Source organism: Pseudomonas sp. MDT1-16 (assembly GCF_054898115.1).
In genome coordinates this window covers 4,452,265-4,463,574 of the sequence record NZ_CM142717.1, presented here as the reverse complement: position 1 = coordinate 4,463,574, position 11,310 = coordinate 4,452,265, and the positions used below count along the sequence as shown (strand labels likewise).

Genomic DNA, 11,310 nt, shown 5'->3' with positions numbered 1-11,310 from the left:
CTGACTGACAGGTAAAAGGACTCAAGGCATGTTCAACGGTAAATCGATTTTCATCTCTGGCGGCACCGGCTCGTTCGGGCGCAATTTCATCCGCCGGTTGCTGGAGCAATATCAGCCGAAGCGGGTGGTGGTGTTTTCGCGCGATGAGCTCAAACAGTACGAGATGCAGCAGACGTTCAACGCGCCGTGCATGCGTTATTTCCTCGGTGATGTGCGCGACGCTGAGCGTTTACGTCAGGCCATGCGCGGTATCGATTACGTGGTGCATGCTGCGGCACTGAAACAAGTGCCGGCGGCGGAGTACAACCCGACCGAATGCATCCGCACCAACGTCAACGGCGCGGAAAACATCATCGCCGCGGCCATCGACAACGGCGTGAAAAAAGTTGTCGCGCTGTCCACCGACAAGGCCGCCAGCCCGATCAACCTGTACGGCGCGACCAAGCTGCTGTCGGACAAATTGTTCGTCGCCGCGAACAACATTGCCGGTGACCAGAACACCCGGTTTTCGGTTGTCCGTTACGGCAACGTCGCCGGCTCGCGGGGGTCGGTGGTGCCGTTTTTCAGCAAGCTGATTGCCGAGGGCGCCACGGAGCTGCCGATCACCGATGAGCGCATGACGCGTTTCTGGATCACCCTCGATCACGGTGTGCAGTTTGTGCTCGACAGCTTCGCCCGCATGCACGGTGGTGAAGTGTTTGTGCCGAAGATCCCGTCGATTCGTATCGTCGATCTGGCACAGGGCATGGCTGAACATTTGCCGCACAGGAACGTCGGCATTCGTCCGGGAGAAAAACTCCATGAGTTGATGGTGCCGCTGGACGACGCGCGGATGACCCTGGAGTTCGCCGATCACTACACCATTCAGCCCTCGATTCGTTTCACCAGCATCGACGTGGATTTTGCCGTCGACAAACTGGGGGAGCAGGGCAGGCCGGTCAGTGAAGACTTCGAGTACCGTTCCGACACCAATCCGCACTACCTGTCGGTCGGCCAGATTGCTGATCTGCACGCGAAGCTGTCGGCATGATTCCCTACGGTCGGCAGAGTCTCGATCAGGCAGACATCGATGCGGTGGTCGCCGTGTTGCAGTCGGACTGGCTCACTCAAGGGCCGACCATCGAACGCTTCGAACTGGCATTGGCGCAACGTTGCCAGGCTGATTTTGCGGTGGCGGTGTGCAATGCCACGGCGGCGTTGCACATTGCCTGCCTCGCTGCCGGACTCGAACCGGGCGATCGGCTGTGGACCACGCCGAACACGTTCCTGGCCTCGGCCAACTGTGGTCGCTATTGCGGCGCCGAGGTGGATTTTGTCGACATCGATCCGCTGACGTGGAATCTCGATGCCTACGCACTGGCGTCGAAGCTTGAGGCCGCGGAGCGCGATGGCACGCTGCCGAAAGTGCTGGTGGCCGTGGCGTTTTCCGGGCAGAGCTGCGACATGCGCATGATCGCCGGACTGGCCGAACGTTACGGCGTTACGGTGATCGAGGACGCGTCCCACGCGGTCGGTGCCTCCTATGCCGGGCGTCCCGTGGGTTGCGGCGAATTCGCGGCGATGACGGTGTTCAGTTTTCACCCGGTGAAAATCATCACCAGCGCCGAGGGTGGCATGGTGTTGACCAACCGCCCTGAACTGGCCGAGCGCTTGCAGCGTTTGCGCAGCCACGGCATGACCCGCGATCCACAGCAGATGACCGAATCCAGTCACGGTCCCTGGTACTACCAGCAAGTGGAACTGGGCTTCAACTACCGGATCACTGATCTGCAAGCGGCTCTCGGTCTGTCACAGCTGAATAAGCTCGATGACTTCATCGAGCGTCGTCGTGAGCTGGCGGCGCGTTATGACCGATTGTTGGCGTACTTGCCGTTGACCTTGCCCAGCGCGCAACCAGGCGCCGAGTCGGCATGGCATCTGTACGTGGTGCGGTTGCACACAGACCGGATCAACCTCAGCCATCGGCAGGTGTTCGAAGGGTTGCGGGCGGTCGGGATCGGGGTGAACCTGCACTATATTCCGCTGCATTTGCAGCCGTACTATCGTGATCTGGGGTTTGCCGAAGGAGACTTCCCGCAGGCCGAGCGTTATTACGCCGAAGCCATCAGCTTGCCGATGTTTCCTTTGCTGAGCGATGAACAACAGGACTTCGTGGTTGAGCAACTGCGTCGGTTGGTTCTTGAGGAGTAGTGACACTTGAACTGCGTTGCAATCATTCCGGCCCGCGGTGGCAGCAAGCGAATCCCGCGCAAGAACCTCAAACCGTTCGACGGTGTACCGATGATCGTCCGTTCGATCCGTACGGCGCTTGATTGCGGGTTATTTGATCAAGTCGTCGTCAGTACGGATGACGAAGAAATTGCCGACGTCGCCCGGACTCATGGCGCACTGGTGCCGTTCGTGCGGCCTGTCGAACTGGCTGATGATTTCACCGGCACAGCTGCGGTGATCGTGCATGCCTTGAGCCAATTGCCGATCTTCGACTACGTCTGCTGCATCTACGCTACCGCGCCACTGTTGCAGGCACGCTATCTGCGTCAGGGGCATGAATTACTGGTGCAGCATCCGGACAAGTCCTTCGCTTTTTCCGTGGCCGGTTTCGGCTTCCCGGTGCAACGTGCCTTGACCCTCGACGAGCAGGGTGCCTTGACCTCGCTCTATCCGGAGTTTCGCAACACCCGTTCCCAGGATTTACCTGAAGCCTATCAGGATGCCGGCCAGTTCTATTGGGGGCGCAGAGAGGCCTGGTTGCGCGGCGATGTGCTGTTTTCTCCGGCGAGCCTGCCGGTGATTCTGCCGCGGCATCTGGTGCAGGACATCGACACCCTTGAAGACTGGAAGCGTGCCGAATACCTCTATGCCGCATTGAAAGCTGGCGGAGAGCTGCAATGAGAGTGCTGATCCGCGCCGATGCGTCGCCGACCATTGGCTGCGGTCACATTGCTCGCTGTTTGACCCTGGCCAGAGTCTTGCGCAAGCAAGGTGCGCAGGTGGCCTTCGCTTGCCGCCTGTTGCCGGGCCATCGACTGGATGCACTGCAAGCCGAGGGCTTTGAAGTCTTCGCCCTGGCGGCTCGTTACCCTGATGAAGACCCGCAGCAGGCGATCGAGTCCTTGCTGCCTTGGCAGGCGGACATCGCCGCGCTTGGGCAGGCGCTGAATAATCATCCGGGGTTCGATTGGGTCATCGTCGACCACTACGGCCTCGACCATCATTGGCAGACCGCGGCCCGCCGTTGGGCGCCAAGGATTGCCGCTGTGGACGACCTCGCCACTCGAACCTACAGCGTCGATTTGCTGCTCAACCAGAATTTATCGGGTACGCCACAAGCCTATGCTTCGCTGCTGGCGCCCGGTTGCCAGACCTTGCTCGGTCCACATTTTGCCCTGTTGCGCGATGAATTCTGCTGCCTGGCGATTCCGGTCAAGCCCCAGGCCAGGCGGGTGCTGGTGAATTTCGGTGGCTTCGATGCGGCGATGCAAACCCATCACGCGATGCTGGCAATGGCGGATTTGCATGAGCTCGAAGTCGATTTTGTCGCCGGTGCCGACAACCCGGCCTGGGCACAAATGCAGGCCTTGGCGGCGAGTCGTCCGAACTGGCGCTTGCACAGTTTTGTCAGTGACTTTTACCGACTGATGACCGGGGCCGACCTGTTTGTCGGTGCCGGCGGAGGCACCAGTTGGGAGCGGGCGGCCATGGGGTTGCCGACGATCTGTATCGCGGTCTCGAATAATCAGCAGGCCAACGCCGAAATAATGGCGACCTCAGGTTCCCACGTGTATCTGGGCCCCCGCGAGAACGTCAGCGTCGATCAGTTGCGTCAGGCCATCGCTTTTCTCGCGGGCAATCAGGGGTTACGCCAAAGTCTGGCCGAACACTCGCGTCAGTTGGTCGATGGGCGGGGTGCGCAGCGGGTTGCGGCAGCGCTCGCCGGTGCGGTACTGCAGGTTCGCAAGGCGTCTCTGGACGACGCGCAGCTGCTGTTCGAGGGGCGCAATGCCGAGTCGGTGCGGCGCTGGTCGCTGGACACGCAGGTCATCGATTGGCAACGGCATCAAGACTGGCTTGCCGCGAGCCTGAGCAACCCGGGGCGTTTACTGTTGATTGCCGAGGCGAACGATGGCCCGGTCGGGGTACTGCGTTATGACCTGGACGGACTTGAAGTCGAAGTATCGATTTACCTGCTTGAAGGCCGCCTCGGTCTGGGGTGGGGCAGGGCCTTGCTGGCGCGGGGCGAAGCTTTTTTGACCGCCCACTGGCCGCAACTGAATGTCATCACCGCTCAAGTGTTGCCGGCGAATCAGTCGTCGCTGAAGCTGTTTCGCGAGGCAGGATTCACCCAGCCTGCTTGCGCGTTCACGCGCATATTGAAGGAACACCGCAATGACTAGCTTCAAGATCGGCAATCGCTCCATCGGTGCCGATGCACCGCCATTCATCATTGCCGAGATGAGTGGCAACCATAACCAGTCTCTGGAGGTGGCGCTGCAGATCGTCGACGCGGCGGCCAAGGCCGGTGCCCATGCCTTGAAGCTCCAGACCTACACCGCCGAGACCATGACCCTGGACCTGTCCGAAGGTGAGTTCTTCATCAAGGACCCTGACAGCCTCTGGGCCGGTTCTTCGCTGTACGCGTTGTACGAGAAGGCCCACACACCATGGGAATGGCACGCGCCGATTTTCGCCCGGGCCAAAGAGCTGGGCATGCTCGCGTTTTCCACGCCGTTTGATGACACCGCAGTGGACTTCCTCGAAAGTCTCGACGTGCCGGCCTACAAGATCGCCAGCTTCGAGAATACCGACCTGCCGTTAATTCGTCGGGTCGCTGCGACCGGCAAGCCATTGATCATTTCTACCGGCATGGCCAGCATCGCTGAACTCGACGAAACCGTCCGTGCCGCCCGCGAGGCCGGTTGCAAGGATCTGGTGTTGCTCAAGTGCACCAGCACTTACCCGGCGACGCCCGCCAACAGCAACGTGCGGACGATTCCTCATTTGCGCGAATTGTTTGGCTGTGAAGTCGGGCTGTCTGACCACTCCATGGGTGTCGGTGTGTCTGTGGCCGCGGTGGCCCAGGGGGCGACGGTGGTGGAAAAGCACTTCACCCTCGACCGTTCCGCCGGTGGTGTGGACGCCAGTTTTTCGCTGGAACCGGCGGAGCTCGCCAGCCTGGTGATAGAAACCGAACGCGCATGGCAGGCCATGGGCCGTGTGCATTACGGTGTGACGGACGCCGAGCGCAAGTCGCTGGTGTACCGCCGCTCGCTCTACGTGACTCAGGACATGGCTGCCGGCGAACCCTTTACTGTCGATAATCTGCGAGCCATTCGTCCGGGTCTGGGGTTGGCTCCAAAACACACGGAAACGCTTCTGGGCCGCCGTGCGCGTCAGGCCATCCCGCGCGGAACGCCGCTGGACTGGTCGTTGGTCGAATAACCCCTTGTGGCGCTGATTCGGCAAAATAGCGTGACCTGCGAGTCATTACGCGCATCTTCACTGTATTGTATTAATCGGGAAGGTGGCGCCTGGCCTGTTTTTGGCCCAGTGATAGCCTTTTATTCTTCCCGCCGTCGCCTCAGTGGAGGCGACGTTTTTATCTGTTTGTCGGCGCCCCTCGAATCATTACGAGCGGTGGTATTGGGCTGTTTATTATTGGGAAGCCGTAATGATTGGCATAAAAAGCATTGCGAGCTACGTTCCTGTAGCCGGCGTGGACAATTACGCACAAGGTGCAAAATTCGAAAAGGATGAAGAGTTCATCCTGGGCAAGATCGGTTCGGCCTTCCTGCCGCGTAAAGACGCCGGGCAGGAAACCTCGGACCTGTGCGTCGAAGCAGCCAATGCGCTGTTCGCCAAAAATCCCGACTTGAAACGTGAAGACATCGACGTGCTGATCGTTGTCACCCAGAACGGCGACGAAGAAGGCCTGCCGCACACCGCAGCTATCGTTCAGGACAAACTGGGCCTGCCGACTACCGTGGCCGCGTTCGATATTTCCCTGGGCTGCTCCGGCTACGTCTACGGCATCTACGCCATCAAGGGTTTCATGGAAGCCGCAGGCTTGAAGAATGGCCTGCTGATCACCGCTGATCCTTACTCCAAGATCGTCGACCCGGAAGATCGCAACACCACCATGCTGTTTGGTGATGCCGCCACCGCGACCTGGATGGGTGAAAACGCGCCATGGCAATTGGGCAAGGCCAAGTTCGGCACCGACGGTTCCGGTGCGCCGCACCTGAAGGTTACCGACGGGGTGTTCTTCATGAACGGCCGTCAGGTGTTCAATTTTGCGCTGCTTAAAGTCCCGGCGCATTTGCACGAGTTGCTGGCCGATTCGCAATTGACCGCTGACGATATCGATGCCTTTTGCATCCATCAGGGCAGTGCAGCGATTGTCGATGCCGTGGCGCGACGCTTCGAAGGCGAGCCGGAGAAGTTCATCAAGGACATGGTCGAGACCGGCAACACGGTGTCGTCGAGCATCCCGCTGCTGCTGGAAAAACATGTGCTGGACTCCACCTGGAAGCGCGTGGCGTTGAGCGGTTTCGGCGTTGGTTTGTCGTGGGGCTCGGCGATTATCTATCGCCCTTGATCTTTCAAAAGCCAGGCACAAAAAAAGCGTTCAAGGTGTAACCTTGAGCGCTATTTTTTTGCCTGAATGAAAAGCGAGGCTTAATGAGCGAGTTCTTTGAGCGCAACGGCGAGTTGATACAGCGGCGCTGGCCCAAGGTCTGGCATCGACTGACGGTGGAGAGCAGCGCCGTCTTGCAAGCTGATCTGGTGGAAGGCCTGGGCTCGACGTTGAGCATCAATGGCATTCAGTTGACCAGTCGCCATGACCGCACTCGCGAAGCGTTGCTTCAGGCCGACAGCCTGCCCGTCGACAGTCCGGTGGTGCATGTCTATGGCACCGGGCTGGGTGATTTGCAGCTGCAATTGCTGGAGCGTGCCGGGCTTGAACGGTTGTGCGTGCACATTCTGAACGGTGCGGTGTTTGCCCTGGTGCTGCAACTGCTCGATCAACAGCCGTGGCTCGGCGACTCGCGAGTGGTGCTGCTGTACGCCGGCGATCTGTCGGAGATCCAGTTGCCGTACTTCGCGCTGCCTTCGGAGCTGGTGCTGGCGGACGACTTCAACGCCAAAATCCGCGACCGGCTGATCAGCGAAACCCACCTGACCTTCAACAATCGCGAATTCGATGCCGACAATCCGGAAATTGCCGAGCGTTTGCAGGCGTGTGTAGAGCGCGTTAGCGCCGATGCCGATGTTGCCGAGCTGTTTGCCACCTGTTCCGGCAGGGAAGTGTTTGTCATTGCCACCGGGCCGAGCCTGGAACAGCACTTCGACACGCTGCGTACGGTACGCGAACAGGCGCGGCGGCCGCTGTTCATTTGCGTTGATACAGCCTACCGACCGCTTGTCGAGCATGGGATCAAACCGGATGTGGTGGTCACGATTGATCAGCGCATCTCGACGCGACATTTGCCGTCCGACGCCACGAGCGATATCACGCTGGTCTACATGCCTATGGTCGATCCAGCGGTTTTGGGGGGCTGGCAGGGCAAGCGTTATGTGGCCTATTCCGCCAGTCCTGTCTATAAGGACATGCGCCAGCAATTACCCAAGGCCCAACTCTTTGTCGGTGGCAGTGTGATTCACCCGGCGGTGGACCTGGCGGTACACATGGGGGGCAGCCAGATCACTCTGTTCGGTGCCGACTTTGCTTTCCCGAACAACAAGACCCACGCCGGCTGGAATGACGGTGATCTTGGACCGCAAGTGGGCGCTGCCCGGCACTGGGTCCTCGATGGCCACGGTCAGCGAGTCAAGACGCAGCTCAATTTCCGCAGTTACCTGTGCGAGCTGGAGCGGTACATCGCCGGGCATCCTCGGGTGGCTTTCTATAACAGCAGTTGGGCAGGGGCGATGATTGTCGGCACAACGTTTCACCCGGAGCTCACGCGATGACTGAATCCTCCCTGGTTGCCGAGGCGCGGCAGTGTTCCGTTTTGTTCCGTCTGGGACGAGATGTCGAAGCTGCGCTGCTGATGGTCCAGATCTGCAGTGATGTGCAATCCGCGATGGGGCGTGAGAATGTCGAGGTCCAATCCCGCTGGACGGCGTTGCTCACCGACATGCTTGCCTGTCAGGAGGCGCAGGATTGGTTGGCGCTGGCTGATTATCTCGATCATGAGTTGCCACAGTTGCTGGAAGTGGCCGCTGCCGGTTAAGGCTTTTTGACAATTGCCGGTACAGGCGAGTCCTCGCTGTCCCGTTACCGGCATTTCCCTGACGTCACTTTTTTGGGTTGGATTGCCGCCAGGCCCTTGTTTCATTGAGGGTGGCAGTGTGATGGCAAATTTTTTTCAAAATCCCCTAAAGCAACCTGCGTTCGCGACGATAACTATTACGAAGGTTCTCTAGGCCATACCCGGCGGTTGCCAGGGCCGGAAGCCGCAGTACCCAACCAACGAGGAATTCGTCATGGCTTTGACAGTAAATACCAACACTACGTCGCTGAATGTTCAGAAAAACCTGAACAAGGCCTCTGATGCGCTTTCGACTTCGATGACTCGCCTGTCTTCCGGCCTGAAAATCAACAGCGCCAAAGACGACGCCGCCGGCCTGCAAATCGCTACCCGTATGACCTCGCAGATCCGTGGTCAGACCATCGCTATCAAAAACGCCAACGACGGTGTTTCGATCGCTCAGACCGCTGAAGGCGCTCTGCAAGAATCGACCAACATTCTGCAGCGTATGCGTGAAATCGCACTGCAATCGCGAAACGACTCCAACGGCACTGCTGACCGTACCGCTCTGGACAAAGAATACAAACAGTCGATCGCTGAACTGACCCGTATTGCTCAGTCCACCAACCTGAACGGCAAGGCACTGATCGACGGTACTGCTGGCGCGATGGAATTCCAGGTAGGTGCGGGTACTACTTCCGACAACCAGATCACCCTGACTCTGTCGACGAGCTTCGACGCCAGCGCCCTGGGCATGACCGGTACTACCATCTCCGGTACTTCCAACGCAGCCAACCACTCAGCAGTACTGTCGGCTATCTCGGCCATCGACGTTGCACTGGCGAACATTAACTCCACTCGTGCTGACCTCGGTGCTGCTCAAAACCGTTTCTCCACCACCATCTCCAACCTGCAGAACATCAACGAAAACGCCAGTGCTGCACTGAGCCGCGTACAAGATACCGACTTCGCTTCTGAAACTGCACAGCTGACCAAGCAACAAACTCTGCAACAAGCCTCCACCGCAGTTCTGGCTCAGGCCAACCAACTGCCATCCGCTGTACTGAAACTGCTTCAGTAATAGCCGGATGAGTTTTGGCGGGGGAGTGCGCACGCGCGCTCTCTCGCTTTTTTAGTTTAAGAGGTGATGGACATGGATATGAGCGTGAAGCTGAACTTGTCTTATCCAGCTGCGAAGCCAGCGACGACTGTTGCTGACAAGCCGGCGGAAAAGCCTCGAGCCGATGCTGCCACAGTGGCAACGGTCAAGGATGAGTCAAAAGACGCGGTAACCGAGAAGGACAAACTGAAGATGGCCGTTCAGGAAATTGAAAAGTTCGTTCAATCGGTCAAGCGCAATCTGGAGTTCACGATTGATGAGCCTTCAGGCAAAGTAATTGTCAGAGTGATTGCCAGCGACTCGGGTGAAGTGGTTCGCCAAATCCCCAACGAAGAAGTGCTCAAGCTGGCCAATAGTTTGAATGATGCAAGCAGTCTGTTGTTCAGCGCTAAGGCCTGACTGCTGGCACGAATTTTGTTGCTATGTTCTTTTGGGCGTTTTAATGGTCAAAAGGCCGGCGATACACTGAAGGGAGTTCCACATGGCAAGTCCAATTCAACCGGGTCTGGGGTTAGGTTCCGGCATTGACACCACTGCTATCGTCAAAGTCTTGGTTGATGCTGACAAATCGGCCAAGCAGAGTCAGATCAATCGACAGACGACCAGCAATACCTCGCACATTTCCGGTATCGGGACCCTCAAGAGTGTCCTCGCGAATTTCCAGACCGCGATCAAAAACCTCGGTGATACGAAGACCCCGCAGTTCCTGGGTTACAACGCCACGAGTTCCGATCCCAAAGTGCTGACTTCTGTCGCCAGCAACTCGGCGGTCAACGGCACTTATGTCATCAAGGTCAACAATCTCGCGACCTCGTCGAAAGTGGCGACTGCCGCGTTTGCCGGCGGCCCTAGCAGTGCCATTCCGAGTGGTACGCTCAATATCACTCAAAATGGCATTTCCCGTCCTGTCGACATTCCCGCCGGCGCCACCCTGCAATCGGTACGGGATGCGATCAACACCCAGCAAGGCGCCAATGGCTTCAGTGCCAACATTGTCACTGACTCCTTCGGCTCTCGTTTGGTGATGGGGTCCACTGCTACTGGTGCAGGTTCCGATATCACTCTCAGTGGTATTGCCGGCCTGGAAATCACTGCGGGCCAGAAAATGGGTGCCACGCCTACGGCGGCCTCGGCCGGTGCGATCGGTGAGCTCGCTGTGGACGCCAGCTTCACGGTTGACGGACTGGCGATCACCAGCAAATCCAACACCGTGGATGGCGCCATTTCCGGCCTGACACTGAATCTGGTGGCGGGTGGTGGGGCAACATCCACTGTGACGGTCGGGCCGAACAGTGACGGTTTGAAAAAATCGATCCAGGCTTTTGTCGATGCTTACAACCAGGTTGTCAGCAGCGTCAATACGCTGACCAAGCCCTCCCTGGATAAAGATGGCAAGCCAACCATTGCCGCGGCATTGACCGGTGACTCGCTGGCTCGGGGCATCCTGGCGTCGATCCGTGAACCGTTGGCCAGTATTGGTGCAGGCGACAAGCTGACCGTACTTTCACAGTTGGGTATTACCACCAACCAGAAAACCGGTGCGCTCGATTTTGCCAGCACCAAGTTCTCTGCAGCTATGGATACGCAGAAGCTGGGTGGTGAGGTTCAGAAGCTGTTCCTGGGTGATCCAACGGCGACCGGTGATGCGGCCAAGGGGCTGCTGGAACGAATGAATACGGTGATTACGCCTTATACCGTCACTGGCAGCGAAGGCATCCTTGATGCGCGTTCGACCAGCCTGGCGAAGGTCAAAACCAACCTGGCCAGCCAGCAGGCGGCACTGGATCGTCGGATCGCGACGCTGACCGACGTGCTGACCAAGAAGTACATCGCCATGGACACCCTGATCGGTAAGCTAAAGGCTACTGCCAGCAACATTACCTCGATGTTCGAGGCAATGAACGCACAGAAAAACGCCTAGTAGCGCGTAAGCGCCAA

General features: G+C 58.4%; 11 protein-coding genes. All 11 read left to right on the top strand.

Annotated elements, in window-relative coordinates:
- Window positions 1-28: 28 nt before the first annotated feature.
- Window positions 29-1,030 (top strand): UDP-N-acetylglucosamine 4,6-dehydratase (inverting), encoded by a 1,002-nt coding sequence (pseB, locus tag ACYZT3_RS20495; protein ID WP_282377466.1) that lies wholly within the window; start codon window positions 29-31, stop codon window positions 1,028-1,030.
- Entirely contained in the window at window positions 1,027-2,190 is a 1,164-nt protein-coding gene (gene pseC / locus ACYZT3_RS20490) for a UDP-4-amino-4,6-dideoxy-N-acetyl-beta-L-altrosamine transaminase (protein WP_282377467.1), read from the top strand. The genes pseB and pseC overlap by 4 nt, the downstream gene beginning before the upstream one ends.
- A 6-nt stretch (window positions 2,191-2,196) precedes the next feature.
- The gene (gene pseF, locus ACYZT3_RS20485) at window positions 2,197-2,892 is read left to right on the top strand and encodes a pseudaminic acid cytidylyltransferase (protein ID WP_282377468.1); all 696 of its coding nucleotides are present in this window, start codon (window positions 2,197-2,199) and stop codon (window positions 2,890-2,892) included.
- Complete coding sequence (pseG, locus tag ACYZT3_RS20480; RefSeq protein ID WP_462030578.1) at window positions 2,889-4,394, top strand: UDP-2,4-diacetamido-2,4,6-trideoxy-beta-L-altropyranose hydrolase; 1,506 nt, start codon at window positions 2,889-2,891, stop codon at window positions 4,392-4,394. The genes pseF and pseG overlap by 4 nt, the downstream gene beginning before the upstream one ends.
- Complete coding sequence (gene pseI / locus ACYZT3_RS20475) at window positions 4,387-5,439, top strand: pseudaminic acid synthase (RefSeq protein ID WP_282377470.1); 1,053 nt, start codon at window positions 4,387-4,389, stop codon at window positions 5,437-5,439. The genes pseG and pseI overlap by 8 nt, the downstream gene beginning before the upstream one ends.
- Before the next feature lie 229 nt (window positions 5,440-5,668).
- Window positions 5,669-6,595, top strand: a complete 927-nt coding sequence (locus ACYZT3_RS20470) for a ketoacyl-ACP synthase III (protein ID WP_282377471.1) — start codon at window positions 5,669-5,671, stop codon at window positions 6,593-6,595.
- Between the two features lie 83 nt (window positions 6,596-6,678).
- Window positions 6,679-7,971 carry a motility associated factor glycosyltransferase family protein gene (locus ACYZT3_RS20465; protein ID WP_282377472.1) on the top strand — a complete coding sequence of 431 codons (1,293 nt, stop codon included), beginning with the start codon at window positions 6,679-6,681 and terminating at the stop codon, window positions 7,969-7,971.
- The gene (locus ACYZT3_RS20460) at window positions 7,968-8,234 is read left to right on the top strand and encodes a hypothetical protein (RefSeq protein WP_462030577.1); all 267 of its coding nucleotides are present in this window, start codon (window positions 7,968-7,970) and stop codon (window positions 8,232-8,234) included. Before ACYZT3_RS20465 ends, ACYZT3_RS20460 begins: the two co-directional genes overlap by 4 nt.
- A 253-nt stretch (window positions 8,235-8,487) precedes the next feature.
- On the top strand, window positions 8,488-9,333 hold the full coding sequence (locus tag ACYZT3_RS20455) for a flagellin domain-containing protein (RefSeq protein WP_282377474.1): 846 nt from the start codon (window positions 8,488-8,490) through the stop codon (window positions 9,331-9,333).
- A 72-nt stretch (window positions 9,334-9,405) separates the two neighbouring features.
- On the top strand, window positions 9,406-9,771 hold the full coding sequence (locus ACYZT3_RS20450) for a flagellar protein FlaG (protein ID WP_282377475.1): 366 nt from the start codon (window positions 9,406-9,408) through the stop codon (window positions 9,769-9,771).
- Window positions 9,772-9,853: 82 nt separating this feature from the next.
- Complete coding sequence (gene fliD, locus ACYZT3_RS20445) at window positions 9,854-11,293, top strand: flagellar filament capping protein FliD (RefSeq protein ID WP_282377476.1); 1,440 nt, start codon at window positions 9,854-9,856, stop codon at window positions 11,291-11,293.
- Window positions 11,294-11,310 lie beyond the last annotated feature (17 nt).

Bases quoted from the DNA above. Each gene is read 5' to 3' on its own strand.
- ACYZT3_RS20455 (WP_282377474.1), top strand. From the start codon at position 8,488: ATGGCTTTGACAGTAAATACCAACACTACGTCGCTGAATGTTCAGAAA.
- pseG (WP_462030578.1), top strand. From the start codon at position 2,889: ATGAGAGTGCTGATCCGCGCCGATGCGTCGCCGACCATTGGCTGCGGT.
- pseI (WP_282377470.1), top strand. From the start codon at position 4,387: ATGACTAGCTTCAAGATCGGCAATCGCTCCATCGGTGCCGATGCACCG.
- pseB (WP_282377466.1), top strand. From the start codon at position 29: ATGTTCAACGGTAAATCGATTTTCATCTCTGGCGGCACCGGCTCGTTC.
- ACYZT3_RS20470 (WP_282377471.1), top strand. From the start codon at position 5,669: ATGATTGGCATAAAAAGCATTGCGAGCTACGTTCCTGTAGCCGGCGTG.
- ACYZT3_RS20450 (WP_282377475.1), top strand. From the start codon at position 9,406: ATGGATATGAGCGTGAAGCTGAACTTGTCTTATCCAGCTGCGAAGCCA.
- ACYZT3_RS20465 (WP_282377472.1), top strand. From the start codon at position 6,679: ATGAGCGAGTTCTTTGAGCGCAACGGCGAGTTGATACAGCGGCGCTGG.
- fliD (WP_282377476.1), top strand. From the start codon at position 9,854: ATGGCAAGTCCAATTCAACCGGGTCTGGGGTTAGGTTCCGGCATTGAC.
- pseC (WP_282377467.1), top strand. From the start codon at position 1,027: ATGATTCCCTACGGTCGGCAGAGTCTCGATCAGGCAGACATCGATGCG.
- ACYZT3_RS20460 (WP_462030577.1), top strand. From the start codon at position 7,968: ATGACTGAATCCTCCCTGGTTGCCGAGGCGCGGCAGTGTTCCGTTTTG.